The organism is Streptomyces sp. NPDC060064 (assembly GCF_042736455.1).
GTDB lineage: Bacteria > Actinomycetota > Actinomycetes > Streptomycetales > Streptomycetaceae > Streptomyces.
Map to the genome: position 1 here is coordinate 20,421 of NZ_JBHWWF010000005.1, position 14,256 is coordinate 34,676.

13 protein-coding genes and 1 riboswitch are annotated in these 14,256 nt (G+C 68.9%); of the genes, 9 read left to right on the plus strand and 4 right to left on the minus strand.

Annotated elements, in window-relative coordinates; translation table 11 throughout:
• Positions 1-5 precede the first annotated feature (5 nt).
• A complete protein-coding gene (locus ACFWDI_RS08085; protein ID WP_385301994.1) occupies positions 6-812 on the minus strand; it encodes a transglycosylase SLT domain-containing protein in 807 nt (268 codons plus the stop codon).
• A 4-nt stretch (positions 813-816) separates the two neighbouring features.
• A riboswitch (cyclic di-AMP (ydaO/yuaA leader) is annotated at positions 817-1,005 on the minus strand.
• A gap of 651 nt (positions 1,006-1,656) precedes the next feature.
• Between ACFWDI_RS08085 and ACFWDI_RS08090 the strand changes: the two genes are divergently transcribed.
• From ACFWDI_RS08090 to rpmG, 8 genes are read left to right on the plus strand one after another with little or no spacing between them, the layout of a single operon-like run.
• Positions 1,657-2,052: a hydrogenase maturation nickel metallochaperone HypA gene (locus ACFWDI_RS08090; RefSeq protein WP_385301995.1), complete on the plus strand. Its 396-nt coding sequence runs from the start codon at positions 1,657-1,659 to the stop codon at positions 2,050-2,052.
• Positions 2,053-2,055: 3 nt separating this feature from the next.
• Positions 2,056-2,820, plus strand: a complete 765-nt coding sequence (hypB, locus tag ACFWDI_RS08095) for a hydrogenase nickel incorporation protein HypB (protein ID WP_385301996.1) — start codon at positions 2,056-2,058, stop codon at positions 2,818-2,820.
• Entirely contained in the window at positions 2,817-5,219 is a 2,403-nt protein-coding gene (hypF, locus tag ACFWDI_RS08100; RefSeq protein WP_385301997.1) for a carbamoyltransferase HypF, read from the plus strand. Before hypB ends, hypF begins: the two co-directional genes overlap by 4 nt.
• A gap of 53 nt (positions 5,220-5,272) precedes the next feature.
• Positions 5,273-5,593 carry a HypC/HybG/HupF family hydrogenase formation chaperone gene (locus ACFWDI_RS08105; protein WP_385301999.1) on the plus strand — a complete coding sequence of 107 codons (321 nt, stop codon included), beginning with the start codon at positions 5,273-5,275 and terminating at the stop codon, positions 5,591-5,593.
• Complete coding sequence (gene hypD, locus ACFWDI_RS08110; protein WP_385302000.1) at positions 5,593-6,717, plus strand: hydrogenase formation protein HypD; 1,125 nt, start codon at positions 5,593-5,595, stop codon at positions 6,715-6,717. The genes ACFWDI_RS08105 and hypD overlap by 1 nt, the downstream gene beginning before the upstream one ends.
• A 31-nt stretch (positions 6,718-6,748) precedes the next feature.
• Positions 6,749-7,831, plus strand: a complete 1,083-nt coding sequence (gene hypE / locus ACFWDI_RS08115) for a hydrogenase expression/formation protein HypE (protein WP_385302439.1) — start codon at positions 6,749-6,751, stop codon at positions 7,829-7,831.
• A complete protein-coding gene (locus tag ACFWDI_RS08120; RefSeq protein ID WP_385302001.1) occupies positions 7,831-8,079 on the plus strand; it encodes a DUF6177 family protein in 249 nt (82 codons plus the stop codon). Before hypE ends, ACFWDI_RS08120 begins: the two co-directional genes overlap by 1 nt.
• Before the next feature lie 58 nt (positions 8,080-8,137).
• Positions 8,138-8,302, plus strand: a complete 165-nt coding sequence (gene rpmG, locus ACFWDI_RS08125) for a 50S ribosomal protein L33 (RefSeq protein WP_385302002.1) — start codon at positions 8,138-8,140, stop codon at positions 8,300-8,302.
• A 68-nt stretch (positions 8,303-8,370) separates the two neighbouring features.
• Here the strand turns inward: rpmG and ACFWDI_RS08130 are convergent, their stop codons facing one another.
• Positions 8,371-8,829, minus strand: a complete 459-nt coding sequence (locus ACFWDI_RS08130; RefSeq protein ID WP_385302004.1) for a DUF5709 domain-containing protein — start codon at positions 8,827-8,829, stop codon at positions 8,371-8,373.
• A gap of 249 nt (positions 8,830-9,078) precedes the next feature.
• Between ACFWDI_RS08130 and ACFWDI_RS08135 the strand changes: the two genes are divergently transcribed.
• Entirely contained in the window at positions 9,079-10,254 is a 1,176-nt protein-coding gene (locus tag ACFWDI_RS08135) for a serine hydrolase domain-containing protein (RefSeq protein ID WP_385302006.1), read from the plus strand.
• Between the two features lie 135 nt (positions 10,255-10,389).
• Here ACFWDI_RS08135 and ACFWDI_RS08140 read toward each other — a convergent pair whose 3' ends face one another.
• Both ACFWDI_RS08140 and ACFWDI_RS08145 read right to left on the minus strand, forming a co-directional pair.
• The gene (locus tag ACFWDI_RS08140; protein WP_385302008.1) at positions 10,390-11,070 is read right to left on the minus strand and encodes a formyltransferase family protein; all 681 of its coding nucleotides are present in this window, start codon (positions 11,068-11,070) and stop codon (positions 10,390-10,392) included.
• On the minus strand, positions 11,067-14,255 hold the full coding sequence (locus ACFWDI_RS08145) for a non-ribosomal peptide synthetase (protein WP_385302011.1): 3,189 nt from the start codon (positions 14,253-14,255) through the stop codon (positions 11,067-11,069). Before ACFWDI_RS08145 ends, ACFWDI_RS08140 begins: the two co-directional genes overlap by 4 nt.
• Between the last annotated feature and the right edge of the window lies 1 nt (position 14,256).

Sequence of the window (14,256 nt, forward strand, 5' to 3'; positions counted from 1 at the left end):
GGGCGTCAGTAGGCGCCGTTCACATTGTCGATCGAGCCGTACTTGGCGGCGGCGTAGTTGCACGCGGCGGTGATGTTGGCGACCGGGTCGTAGCTGTTCATCGACGTGCCGGGCACGTGATAGGCACGGAACGTCGGGTCGATGACCTGGAGGAGCCCCTTGGACGGGGTTCCCTTCACGGCGTTGGAGTCCCAGTTGTTGATGGCCAGCGGGTTGCCCGAGGACTCGCGCATGATGTTCCGGTGGATGCCGTTGTACGAGCCGGGGATGCCGTGCTTGGCCATGACGTCGAGCGACTCCCTGATCCAGCCGTCGAGGTTGTTCGAATAGGTCGCGGGCTTCGCGGTGGTGGCGGCGCCATTGGTGGCCAGCGTGCTCCTCTGCGCGGAGCGGCTGGCCCGCTCGTCCGGAGCAGACGTGTTGGGGGTCACCTTGGCCTTTTTGCCGACCGACAGCTTGAGACCCGCGTGAATCAGCGAAGGGTTGCTACCGATTGCCCGCCGGTTGTCCTTGTACAGCTGCATCCAGCCGCCGCTCAGGGAGTGCGCCCGTGCGATCTTGGAAAGGGAGTCGCCCACAACGACGGAATAGGTGGTGGGCAGGGCCTTCTTCGCGGCTACGGGCGTGGTGCTCGCGACGGTCGGCGCCACAGCCTTTTCAGCTGTGAAGGGATGCGCCGTCGGCTGCGCCGCGCCGGCAGTGGTCGCGCCGATCACCGGCAGGACGAGTGCGGCACCTCCCGCACCCGCAGCGACGAAACCCCGAGTGATCGGGCTGGACTTGGGACGGCGATGCTTACCCTTTGCGGGCATGGCGAGTTCCTCTCCGTCGCCTGCGAGGTCAGCTGTCGGGTTCGGGCTGGAGATGCCCGGCCGCAGTAGGAATGCGACTTCACCCCGAGCCGTTCCGGATTCCGGATCGGCGGCTTACCTGGGTCCCCCGCTCCTGCCGTACGTAAGTGGGTGGGTTTTGCCGGACGGCGGCAGGATTCGGCGTTCCGTCCGGATTGCGGTGACCGTAAGCGAAAAGGGCTGGATGGAACAAGCCCTGAATTCACCACTGCAATCCACGCGGCGGATTCTGCCGCGGAAAATCCCGTGATCCACCGAGGGCGGGGAACTCAACTTTCCTTTTGGGGCACGGGACTGAGCCAGGCCGGCGCCCTTCGCGCAGCGTCACGGACGTGACCCATATCACGAGCGTCGATGCGGGACGGTCTGCCCCACGGCGCCGCGAAAATGCACGACAAGTCGCGTGATTTCCCGCAAAATGGATGTCGGGAGCAATGTCGAGCAAACGCCCATTCCGGACACTTCGAAGCGGAACCGCGCTCCCGGAGTGCGTATTCAATCCCTACATTCAACCTATGCATGCATTAATGCCCTATGGGTATGTTCTGTCCGTTTAGGTGGTAATTGGAGCCACCCTCCCGGCCGGGCTGTGCTGTGGCGACGTGCACCCCGAGACCGGTACGGCTTCCGCCGCTGCCCCGAACGGTGTACGCGGCCGGGTGGCGTCGGCGTGCCGGGCTCCCCGCCGCCGGGTCCCGGCCTGTAATGGTGCCGAACGGCCCCAGCGCTCAGCTTGCGCGGGCGGGCGACGCCCACCGGGCCCAGAGCGTTCGACGGCGGTCGGCCAGTGCCAGGACGGAGAGCGATGCACGAGATGTCCATCGCGTTGGCTGTCGTCGGCCAGGTGGAGCAGGCGGCGGCCGAAGCAGGCGGCGTCACCGCGGTGACGTCCGTACGCCTCCAGGTCGGCGAGTTGGCCGGAGTGGTCCCCGACGCTCTCTCCTTCTGCTTCGAACTGGCCTGTGCCGGGACCGTTCTGGAAGGTGCCGAGCTGGTCGCGGACTCCGTGCCGGGTCGTGCCCGCTGCGAACCGTGCGCGGATGAATGGGCGGTCGGAATGCCGCCGCAGCTGTGCTGTCCGGTGTGCGGAGAGGCGACCGCCGAGCTGCTCTCGGGCCGCGAACTGCAGATCGTCAGCGTGCACTGGGAGGACGGCCAGGAGCACGAACGGGCCCGTGAACCCATTTTCGAGGAGTGCTGAAGCATGTGCCGTGTGGTCGATCTCCAACAGGCGGTCCTCGCCAAGAACGATGCGACCGCGCACACGCTGCGCGCCGAACTTGCCGCCCGCGGCACCACGATCGTCAATCTGCTGTCCAGCCCCGGCAGTGGGAAGACCGCTCTGCTGGAGGGCGAGCTGCTGCTGGCACGGGAGCGGGGCGTACGGGTCGCGGCCCTGACCGCCGACCTCGCCACCGAGAACGACGCTGTGCGCCTGGCTCGTTCAGGAGTCCCGGTCAAGCAGGTGCTGACCGACGGTCTGTGCCATCTGGAGGCCGGGATGCTGAGCCGGCACCTGGACGGATGGCTGTCCGAGGACACCCGGCTGCTGTTCGTGGAGAACGTCGGCAACCTGGTCTGTCCGGCCTCGTACGACCTCGGTGAGTCCTTGCGGGTCGTGCTCGCCTCCGTGACGGAGGGGGAGGACAAGCCGCTGAAGTACCCCACCGCCTTCGGTCTGGCGCACCTGGTGGTGGTGACCAAGACCGACATCGCAGAGGCGGTCGAGTTCGACGAGGCGGCGTTTCGGGCGAACGTCGCGCAGGTCAACCCGGGGGTGGAAGTGCTGCTGACGTCCGCGCGTCGGGGCGACGGCGTCGGCGCGTTGCTGGACCGGGCGACGGCGGCGGCGGACGGCGGGCCGGTCCACGCGCCCGTCATGGCCCGTCAGGAGCATCTCCATCAGCACGAACACGGTACGCATACCCATACGGCGGCCTCCGGCGCCATGGCGCAGTCCGGCTCGTGAGCGGTCCGCAGTCGGCCGCCGCCGTCGCGGAGGAGGCGGTGCAGCGCAGGCGGGTCACTGTCCGGGGCGTGGTTCAAGGCGTCGGGTTCCGGCCGTTCCTGTACACACTCGCCACCGGGCTCGACCTGGTCGGCCATGTGACCAACACCGGTGAGGGCGTTGTCGCGGAAGTCGAAGGGCCACCCGCTGACGTCGCTCTCTTCTGTGCCCGCATCTCCGCGGACGCGCCGCCTCTCGCGCGGGTGGAGTCCGTCGACCATCAGGAGGTCCCCACCACCGGGGGTGACGGGTTCACCATCGCCGCATCCACCACGTGCGGAACCGCGCGCACCCTGGTGTCGCCGGACATGGCGACCTGCGCCGCCTGCCTCGCGGAACTGGCCGATCCGGCCGACCGGCGTCACCGCCACCCCTTCATCACCTGCACGCACTGCGGCCCCCGCTTCACGATCGTCCGCGGTCTTCCGTACGACCGGGACCACACGACCATGGCCGACTTCCCGATGTGCGCCGACTGCGCCCGGGAGTACGCCGATCCGGCCGACCGCCGCTTCCATGCGCAGCCGGTCGCCTGCCACGCCTGCGGCCCACGCCTGCGTCTGCTCGTGGCGCAAGCGAATACGGAAGATTCGCCTCGGCCCGTATCCGCCGAGGACCCCATCGCCGAGGCCCGCAGGCTCCTGTCCCAAGGCGCGATCCTCGCCGTGAAGGGCCTCGGCGGCTACCACCTCGCTTGCGACGCCTCCAACTCCCGGGCCGTGGCCACGTTGCGCCACCGCAAGGCCCGGGGGAACAAACCGTTCGCTCTGATGGCCAGGAGCATCGCCGACATCGAGCACCTTGTGCACCTGGGCCCCCAGGAGCGAAGCCTGCTGACGGGCGGCGTCAGGCCCATCGTCCTGCTGCGCCGTCGGCCTGACGCTGTGCCGCCGGGACTGCCGAATCCCTCGGAGGAGGTCGCCCCCGGCAGTCCCGATCTTGGCGTGATGCTTGCCTACACACCTCTGCACCATCTGCTTCTCGGCCTGCCCGGCGATGCCGACGGGCCGCGCCTGCTCGTGATGACCAGCGGGAACGTGGCGGGGGAGCCGATCGTCACCGAAGACACCGACGCACTGACCCGCCTGGCGCACCTGGCAGACGCCTGGCTCGCGCACGACCGCGGGATCCACGTGCCGTGCGACGACTCCGTGGTGCGGGTGTGCGACGGGGAGCCGCTGATGATCCGCCGCGCTCGTGGCTACGCCCCATTGCCCGTCGTGCTGCCCCTACCCGTACCGGCGGCCCTCGCTGTCGGGGGCGACCTCAAGAACGCGTTCTGTCTCGCGGAAGGGCACAGGGCCTGGCTGTCGGCCCATATCGGGGACATGGACGACCTCGCCACACAGCAGGCGTTCGAGCGCGCCGAAACGCAGTTGGAGTCGATCACCGGGGTGAACCCCGAGCTGTTGGCGGCCGACCGGCATCCCGGCTATCGCTCCGGACAGTGGGCCAACCGGCACGCGGCCGGCCGGCCGGTCGTGCGGGTCCAGCACCATCACGCCCACGTCGCCGCCGCGATGGCGGAGCACGGACTGGACGGGAGCCGCCCCGTGATCGGGGTCGCGTTCGACGGCACTGGCTACGGTGACGACGGGGCGGTGTGGGGCGGGGAGTTCTTGCTGGCGGACTACGACGGGTTCAGCCGCTTCGGACACGTCGCTCATGTCTCCCTGCCGGGCGGCGACGCCGCGGTGCGTCGGCCGTACCGAATGGCACTCGCACATCTGCGCGCAGCCGGCATCGCCTGGTCCCGGGACCTGCCCTGCATTGCCGCCTGCCCTCCCGACGAACTCCGGGTGCTGGAACACCAGTTGGAGCGGAACCTGAACTGTGTGCCTACGTCCAGCATGGGGCGGCTCTTCGATGCCGTCTCCTCGCTCGCGGGCGTCTGCCATCGGTCCGGATACGAAGCCCAGGCAGCCATTGAGCTGGAGGCGGCCGCGCTCACGGCGGCGGCCGAGGCCGTCGTCGGCTACGCGTTCGCCGTGCAGCCTCCGGGTGATGGCCGGGCTGCGGTGGCCGCTGATCCTGCACCCGTTCTGGCAGCAGTCGTCGACGACGTACGGGCGGGCACACCTCCGGCCCTTGTCGCCGCGCGCTTCCACCGGGCCGTCGCCGATCTCGTACACAAGATCTGCGTCATGGCGCGAGACGAGCGCGGACTGGACACCGTAGCCCTGACCGGCGGTGTCTTCGCCAACACTCTGCTCTCCTCGGCGTGCGCACGGACGCTTCTCGAGGACCGCTTCACCGTTCTGCGCCACCACCAAGTCCCGCCGAACGACGGGGGACTGGCGTTGGGTCAACTGATGGTGGCCGCACATGCCGCCGTGGCCCTGCGCGCAGGCGGCGACTGACGACGTGCCCCGGGGAGACCGGGCGACGAAACACCCACAGCGAGGAGAAGGACATGTGCCTGGCGGTACCCGGGAGAGTCCTGGACATCGAGGAACGCGACGGCACCCGTATGGCCCGCGTTGACTTCGGCGGCGTCGTCAAGGAGGTGTGCCTGGAGTATCTGCCGGACCTCCAGGTCGGCGAGTACGCCATCGTGCATGTGGGGTTCGCCCTGCAGCGCCTGGACGAGGAGTCGGCCAAGAAGACCCTCGAGCTCTTTGCCACGCTCGGGTTGCTCCAGGAGGAGTTCGGCGATCCGTGGGAGCCGGTGGCGCAAGCCGACGGATCCCCGTTGCCCGCCGCCGGCATCGACACACCTCAGGAGGCCAAGTAGTGAAGTACATCGACGAGTTCCAGGACCCGGATCTGGCGCGCCGCCTCCTCGATGACATCCATTCCACCGTGACCAGACCGTGGGCACTGATGGAGGTCTGCGGGGGACAGACGCACACGATCATCCGGCACGGCATCGACCAGTTGCTCCCTGACCAGGTGGAATTGATCCACGGACCCGGCTGTCCCGTGTGCGTCACCCCGCTGGAAGTCATCGACAAGGCGCTGGAGATCGCCTCCCGCCCCGAGGTGATCTTCTGCTCCTTCGGTGACATGCTCCGCGTGCCCGGCACCGGCCGTGACCTGTTCCAGGTCCGTAGCGAAGGCGGCGATGTACGGGTCGTCTACTCGCCGCTCGACGCCCTGAAGATCGCTCAGCAGAACCCGGACCGGGAAGTGGTGTTCTTCGGTATCGGATTCGAGACGACTGCGCCGCCCAATGCCATGACGGTGTATCAGGCGCGCAGGCTCGGCATCCAGAACTTCAGTTTGCTGGTGTCCCATGTCAGGGTGCCTCCCGCGATCGAGGCGATCATGCAGTCCCCGAGCTGCCGGGTGCAGGCCTTTCTCGCGGCCGGGCATGTGTGCAGCGTGATGGGCGTCGGGGAGTATCCCGAGCTGGCCGAGCGGTTCCGTGTCCCGATCGTCGTGACCGGATTCGAACCGCTGGACATCCTGGAGGGGGTGCGCAGGACCGTACAGCAGCTGGAACGCGGTGAGCACACCGTGGACAACGCCTATCCGCGTGCCGTGCGCCCCGAGGGAAACGCCGCCGCTCAAGCGATGCTCGCGGATGTCTTCGAGGTCACCGATCGCGCCTGGCGCGGCATCGGAACGATCCCCGGCAGCGGCTGGCGGCTGTCCTCGCGGTACCGGGAGTACGACGCCGAGCACCGCTTCTCGGTCACCGGCATCCAGACCAGGGAGCCGGCGGAGTGCCGCAGCGGCGAGGTCCTGCAGGGTCTGCTGAAGCCTCATGAATGCGAGGCCTTCGGCACGCTGTGCACGCCGCGGACCCCGCTCGGCGCCACCATGGTCTCCAGTGAGGGCGCGTGCGCCGCGTACTACCTCTACCGGCGGCTGGACATCACGAACGCATCGCTGGAGGCGAGCCCCGTTGTCTGAGACCACAGAAGCGCTCTCGATCGATACGCCGTTGAACGGCTCACCGCAGGCCGCCGGGCCGGGGCTGCCGGACCTCACGGCGTGGACTTGCCCAGCCCCGCTGCGGGACCAGAGCCGGGTGGTGATGGGCCACGGCGGTGGCGGCGTGCTCTCCGCCGAGCTCGTCCAGCACATTTTCGCGCCGGCCTTCGGGGGAGAGGTGCTCGGCCAGCTGGGCGATTCCGCGGCGCTCTCGCTCGGCGGAGTCCGGCTGGCCTTCTCCACGGATTCCTTCGTGGTGCGGCCGCTGTTCTTCCCCGGCGGCAGTATCGGTGACCTGGCTGTCAACGGCACCGTCAACGACCTTGCCATGAGCGGCGCCCAAGCCGCCTATCTCTCCTGCGGATTCATCCTGGAGGAGGGGGTCGAGCTCTCGGTGGTCTCGCGCGTGTCGCAGGCGCTCGGTTCGGCCGCGCGCACCGCGGGGGTCGAAGTGGTGACGGGCGACACCAAGGTGGTCGAAGCCGGCCACGGTGACGGGATCTTCATCAACACCGCGGGGATCGGCATCATCCCGACGGGCGTCGATCTGCGGCCGCAGCGCGTCGTCCCCGGTGATGTTGTGATCGTCAGCGGCGCGATCGGCGTCCATGGCGTCGCGATCATGAGCGTCCGTGAGGGCCTCGAGTTCGGTGTGGAGATCGAAAGCGATTGCGCGGCGCTCGGTGGCCTGGTGGAGACGATGCTCGCTGTCACCCCGGACCTGCATGTGCTGCGCGATCCCACGCGCGGAGGCCTGGCGGCTGCCCTGAACGAGATTGCGGCAGCCTCCGGCGCCGGAGTCGTCATCCAGGAGCGCACCATTCCTGTCCCTCCACCCGTGGCCAACGCCTGTGCCATCCTGGGGCTGGACCCGATGTATGTCGCCAACGAGGGCAAGCTCGTGGCGTTCGTTCCGCGCGAGCACGCGGAGCCGGTCCTGGAAGCGATGCGCTCGCACCCTCTGGGCGCCGAGGCCACTGTGATCGGCGAAGCTGTGGAGGCGCACCCCGGAATGGTGGTGGCGCGTACCGGACTTGGCGGCACGCGGGTGGTGGACCTGCCGATCGGAGAGCAGTTGCCACGAATCTGCTGATGCCGTCGTCGCGGAACACATCACACATCCACGTTCACACCACCGGGCCAGGCACCGGTGTCGTGCCGGCGCCTCGTCGGCTGCCCGGCCGCTCTCCGGAGGCAGCCTGGTTGCAGCTCACCGGCGGGCCGCCCGCCGGCTGGGGCACCGGCGAACCCGTGAGCCTTCCGTCGGAGCTCACCGAAGCGGGGCGGCGTCCGGGAATGCGGCGGAGTCTTGGTTCGTTACTGCCATCAGTACATCGATGAAAACGAAAACCATCCCATTTATGGGATGGGGTTCAGTGGAATCGCCGGGAGGCACCCCATGGCACGAAGCGATACCCGACCGGTCATCACCCTGCGGTCGACTGCCGGGACCGGTCACACCTATGTCACCCGCAAGAGCCGGCGCAACGACCCCGACCGCCTGCTCCTGCGCAAGTACGACGCCACCGTCGGCCGGCACGTTCTGTTCCGTGAGGAACGCTGACGCCGGAGCCTCTGGCGGACGCCCCGCGGTGGGCGCTCGGTCGAGCGCCCAGCGGAGCCTTGCGCAGATCAGAGCTGCTCGGATTCCGGGATCACATGCATCGCCGCCTCCTCCGCAGAGGCGGCGCCGTCAATGCCGACGTCGGTAGCGACCAGCTCCTTCTCCAGGTCGGAGTGGGCCCCCTCGTCAGGGGCCACAAGCCGCCCGGCGCGGTCCGCCCCGACCTCGTCGTCGATCAGCTCGCCGTCGGTGTCCGAGGCGTCCCCCAGCCCATCGCCCGTGGGAACAGTGACGTCCGGTGCCTCCTCGGCCAGCCGCTCCTCAAGGCTCTCGCCCCGGCGCTGCTCCGCCGCGGTGGTGCCCACCCGGTCCACGGCCCACGGCCGCTCCGGCGGGGAGTACCCGTCCGAGAGGATCTGCAGCGCGGGATCCTCGAGTGTGTCCTCGGCGTCCAGCAGCCCGGCATCGTCCTGCACCTCGGACCCGTCCGGCTGGTAGACCTCGTCGCCCATGGTGCTCTCGGTCATGTCTCCTCCTCACGGCTCCCTGCTCCCTGCTTTCAGTTTCCGCCAGGCTGCGGTGCCGGGCGCCCTGTGGCGAGCCGTTTCGCAAGCCCCATGTCGGCTCAGAGGTGCGGTGCGGTTCTGAGGAGCTCCTGGAAATCCTCTGAAGCGCGCCGGCTGACGCCGACGGTTAGCATGCGAAACGAGGCCCTCAACGGCGACACGTGGGGATTGCGGAGTCGGCGTCCTTCGACCTTGCATGGAGGCTCCACGGTGCGCACACCCAAACCAGTTGCCCTCACGTGTCTGCAATTGCTTTTGGGCGCTTCGCTGGCGGGTTGTGTCGACAGTGAGGCCGCGAGCGCTGCGAAGGCGTGTCCGTCCGACCAGATCTCTCAAGGCGCCACGTGCATTCCGGCAGACACCGCAGACTTCACCAAGAAGCAGGTCGAAGAATCCCTGAAGAAGTACAAACTCAGTGCAGCCATGGCAGGGGTATGGGTCGACGGCAAGAGAATTTCGAATGTCGCTTCAGGGGAGTCGATGACGGGCGTTCCTGTTTCGACGGACATGCACTTCCGAATTGGCTCGGTTGCGATTCCCTATTTGACGACGGAAATTCTCATGCTCGTCGACGAGGGCAAGGTCAAGCTTGACGACAGGATTTCCCGGTGGCGCCCCGACCTTCCGCACGCGGACGAGATCACAGTGAAGATGCTGGCCTCCACCACCTCTGGATACTCGGACTACGTCCGGGATCGTGAGTTCTTGGCCGAGCTCTACAAGAATCCGTTCCGGCAATGGACGGCGGAAGAACTGGTGAAGATCTCCGTCTCCAAGCCGCTCGAGAAAACCCCGGGAACGGGTTTTGTGTACTCGCATGCCAATTGGGTGATCCTTGGTGACATCATCTCGAAAGTGGAGAAGAAGCCCCTGGCGGAAGTGATGCGGAATAACATCCTGAAGCCCCTCGGATTGACCCAGACCGAAAACCCGTCAACGGCGGAGATCACCGCCCCGGTACTCCATGCCTTCGACAACGAACGGGGCGTATTCGAGGACTCCACCTACTGGAATCCGTCATGGACGCTGGCCCCGGGAGCGGTCATGACGGGAACGTTGGAGGATATGGGGAAGTCGGTGATGGCACTGGGTGAGGGGAAGCTGCTGACGCCCGAGTCGCACAAAGTACAGATCACACCCGTTTCCAAGCTGTCGCCGACGGTCTCCTATGCCCTTGGGCTGGCCGTGCAGAACACCTGGCTCCTGCAGAATCCTTCATTCGCCGGCTATCAAGGAACGGTCGCCTATCTGCCTTCCAAGAAGATCGCGATCGCGACGGTCGCGACACAGGGGATCGACAGCAACACCGCCAAGAATTTCAGTACCGAGCTCTTGATCTCGGTCGCCAACCATGTCGCCCCCGACACTCCCTTGAGCGGCGGCTGAGGAGTACTCACCGCGCCCGCTCCCTCCAGCCGGCCGTCGGGGAAGCCGAGCAGGGGGTGCGCGTCCTGGGCCGGGGACTCGCCGCCTGCCCGGACCCAGCCGCTGCCCGCGGCCGGTGCGGATGGCTCCCTGGCTTCATGCCAGCGCTGCGGCGAGCTCCGGGAGGTAGCCGGCCAGGAAACCCAGGTCGGTGGCGCGCCCGAAATTCGGGTTACTGCGGTGCTCGGGCAGACGGATCAGTGCCTCGCGGCCGAAGTAGCCGCCGCCGTCGGCCCTCATGGGTGGGGTGGGCTCGCCGATCCACTCAGGGTCGGCTGCGGCGAGCGGCAGGCAGCGCTCGAAGAGGTGGTGGCAGGTTTGTAAGCCGCGGCGCAGCACCACGTGGTACGGATCGTTCGGGCCGATCGGATAGGGCTCGGCGGCCAGCGTACGGCCCGTGTCGATGCCCGCGTCCACCTGGTGGAGTGTGGCGGAGAACTCCCGCTCGCCGCGCAGCATCGCGTACACCAGAGCCACCTCGGGCAGCCCCCGATAGCCAGGTAGCGGGCCGTGGTGGACGTTCAGGATGCGCAGCCCGGTGGAGAGGACCGGAGCGCGGAAGATCATCCGGTTGTTGACCGACCAGACGAGGCCGTCCGTGCTGGCGGCGGCCAGTTCGGCAGCGACGGTGTTGGCGTCCGTGGCGGCGAGGAAGGGCACGTCGGGCCGAGCCGTCCGTGCGGCGGCAGGGCCGCAGACCAGGTCCACGGCCAGGCCGCTGTCCAGAGTGTGCTGTACGGCGCGCCAGAGCAGCGCGCCCTCGCCGACGAAGATCACGACGTGCTCCGCAGCGCGTCGACGGTCTCGACGACCCGGCCGAGCGTCAGATTCTCGCTCAGGGAACCGAGCTGGGTCAGGAACTGCTGTTCCATGGACTGTCCCAGCAGTTCGTCGCCGAGCGCGGCCAGCATCTCCAGGACGGCGAGAGAGTCGCCGCCCAGCGCATGGAAGTCGGAGGAGGCATCGAGGCGAGTGGCATCGCAGTGCAGGATGCGGGACCAGATCCCGGCGGTCACCGCCGCAGTGCCGAGTCCCGGAGCACGTAGGGTCCCGGGGGGCCTTGTGCCCGTGGGGTTCGCGGCGGGCGCTCCCGAGGCGGCCGGCTTCCCGGGCGCTGCCGCTGCTTGGGCTGCTTCGTCTGCTTCGGCTGCTTCGTCGAAAGGATTCGGCAGCGCGTTGCGGTCGGTCTTGCCGCTGGCCGTCTCCGGCAGCCCGGGCACCGCACACACCACCGAGGGCACCAGGTGGGACGGCAGCGTACGCTCCAACTCCGCCCGTACGGCTGCCTCGTCGACGGGCGCCGCCCCCTCGGCGGGGACCACATAGGCGCACAGCGCCTGCGGGCCGGTGTGGTGCCTGCGGCGGGCGACCACGGCGGCCTGTGCGATGTCCGGCAGCGCGGTGAGCGCCGCCTCGACCTCGGCCGGCTCGACCCGGTGACCCCGGATCTTGACCTGCGTGTCGATCCGGCCCGCGTACTCGAGCTGCCCGTCCGGCAGTTGCTGCACCAGGTCGCCGGTCCGGTAGGCGCGCCGGCCGTCCGGGAGGTAGACGAAGCGGTCGGCCGTCAGGTCGGGGCGGCCGAGGTAGCCGCGGGCCAGTTGAACACCCGTTACATAGAGCTCGCCCAACTCGCCGTCCCGGACTTCGTTCCGCTGTTCGTCCAGCACGGCCACAGAGGTGCGGTGCACCGGCACTCCGATCGGCGTGGAGGCGCGTGTGGCGTCGTCGCCGACGACGGCGACCGTACAGGCCACCGTCGCCTCGGTGGGGCCGTAGATATTGACGATCAGACAGTCGGGCCCGAACGACATGCGTGCCCACTGGCTGCTGGCCGTGGTGAGGTTCTCGCCGCCGAGATGGAGCGCGCGGATGCCGGCCGGTCGGAGGCCGAGCCGGGCGGCGAGCTCGAGGTGGGTCGGGGTCAGCGCCAGGGTGTTGGCTTGCAGCCCCGAGAACATCTCACGCAGTTTGACGGGGTCGAGTTCGCCGGGCACCGGTACGACGGCGCCACCGTGCAGCAGCGGCGGGAAGATCTGCATCATCGACAGGTCGAAGCCGGGCGAGAAGGAGTACGCGAGCCGGGTCTGCTCGTCGCACCGAAGGAACGGGGCTATCCAGCCGACCACGTTGGCGAGGCTCCGGTGCTCGATCTGGACGCCCTTGGGCTTGCCGGTGGAACCGGACGTGTAGATCACATACGCCAGATCGTCCGGGTCCGGAGCGGCAGCGGCCAGGACGCTGTGCGCCTGCCCGTCGAGCGTGGTGTGGTCGCTGCCGACATCCTCGAGGAGGATCGTTGTGCAGTCGGCCCCCTCCGCCGTGTCGGCCGAGGCCGCGTCCGTCAGACAGAAGCGGGCCTGAGCGTCGTGCAGCAGCTCCTTCACGCGCTGCGCCGGATTGCGGATGTCCATGGGCAAGAACGCGGCGCCCGCCTTGAGGACACCCCAGACCCCGGCCAGGCCGAGCGCCGAGCGGTCGGCCAGCACACCGACCACCTCGCCGCGCTTGACTCCCCGGGCGAGCAGCTCGGCCGCGACGGAGTCCGAGCGGCGGTCCAGATCCCCGTACGACCACGAATGGCTGCCGCCGATCACTGCGGGTGCCTCGGGCCGCCGGGCGGCCTGCGCCCGGAACAGCTGCACCACTGTGGTGTCCAGCGGCGGAAGCCCCTCAGGTCCGGGTGCGAGCAGCCGGTCGGCGGCGCAGGGCTCGCGAGGCGGTGCCGCCGACGGCGCGCACGAGACCGGCACGGCCGTGCCCAGCGCGGTCTCGATCCGGTCCAGCAGCGACTCGCAGCGCTCGCCGACGTCCGCGGCCCCGCGGGCTGAGATCACCAGTTCGGTGTGCTCGGGCAGTTCGAGCAGTGCGATGCTGACAGGAACCAGAGGGGCATGCACCGGCAGGGCGTACACGGTCGCCGCCGTGAACTCGCCAGTGCTGAATTCATCGAGCGCCAGTCGGCCGGCGTTGGACACGATTGCCGACGCCAGATAACGGTGCCGGGCGTACGTGGCGGCGCGCGAAGCCCCGATCACTGCTGCGGCTGCGGGAAGTGGCAGCCGGGCGAGCGCCGTCTCCGCCCCGGCTGCCAGTTCCCGGCGGTCGGCCAGAGCGTTGAGCAACCGCCGGTGCACCGCATCCGTGCTTTGGCCGGCCGGGACGTCGAGGAACACGGGCAGCGCCAGGTTGGCCGTCGACGACACGGTCGGGACGTGCCGCCGCAGATCCACCGGGACCATGATCCGAGCCGCGGGACCATCGACGGCCCCGGCAACCGCCGCCGCCACCTTCGCGGCCAGCGCCGCGTGTCGGCCCGGAACCTTACGCCGCCGCCACACCGAGCCGCTGCCCGGCCGGCCGGCCAGCGGCGAGCGCTGGTCGAGGCCGAGGCGGGGCCGCTGCCCGGGGCGGCCGAGCGTGTCCAGCAACTGGTAGTCGGCCGGGGAACCGGCGGCGCCGTGCAGCGGTTCACCACGCAGAGCGCGGAAGACCTCGGCGGCCCAGATCGCCGTGCCCTTGAGGTCCATCACGGCGTGGGAGGCGCGGAACACCACGGTGCTGGGTTCGCCGGTGAGGAGCAGAACCTCGCAGCCGGAGCGGCCTTCCGCCTCGGCCAGCCGGCCGGTGAGCTCCGGCAGGCCGGTGAGCGTACTGCGGTCGAAGGCCCGTCCATCCGCGACCACGATGCGGGCCGGCAGTCCGCTGTCGACCCACATCCTGCCGCGCCGTACCAGGCGCGAGCCCGGGCACGACGCCGAGGCCTGCGCCACGGCGCGGCTCAGGGCCAGGGCGTCGATCGGCCCGGTGCCCTCGACCACCAGCTGGAGCACCAGTAGCTCACCCAGACGGGCTGCGGCCAGATAGGACCACTCGGTCGGTGAGACGGGCCGGCGGAAGGCGGTGCTGCTCCCAGTACCGGCCCCAGGACCAATGCCCGTGGCGGCATGCTGCGCAGTCATG

Excerpts from the sequence above, each read along its gene's own strand:
- ACFWDI_RS08085 (WP_385301994.1), bottom strand. The coding sequence starts at position 812 with ATGCCCGCAAAGGGTAAGCATCGCCGTCCCAAGTCCAGCCCGATCACT.
- ACFWDI_RS08090 (WP_385301995.1), top strand. The coding sequence starts at position 1,657 with ATGCACGAGATGTCCATCGCGTTGGCTGTCGTCGGCCAGGTGGAGCAG.
- hypB (WP_385301996.1), top strand. The coding sequence starts at position 2,056 with ATGTGCCGTGTGGTCGATCTCCAACAGGCGGTCCTCGCCAAGAACGAT.
- ACFWDI_RS08105 (WP_385301999.1), top strand. The coding sequence starts at position 5,273 with ATGTGCCTGGCGGTACCCGGGAGAGTCCTGGACATCGAGGAACGCGAC.
- ACFWDI_RS08120 (WP_385302001.1), top strand. The coding sequence starts at position 7,831 with ATGCCGTCGTCGCGGAACACATCACACATCCACGTTCACACCACCGGG.
- rpmG (WP_385302002.1), top strand. The coding sequence starts at position 8,138 with ATGGCACGAAGCGATACCCGACCGGTCATCACCCTGCGGTCGACTGCC.
- ACFWDI_RS08130 (WP_385302004.1), bottom strand. The coding sequence starts at position 8,829 with ATGACCGAGAGCACCATGGGCGACGAGGTCTACCAGCCGGACGGGTCC.
- ACFWDI_RS08145 (WP_385302011.1), bottom strand. The coding sequence starts at position 14,255 with ATGACTGCGCAGCATGCCGCCACGGGCATTGGTCCTGGGGCCGGTACT.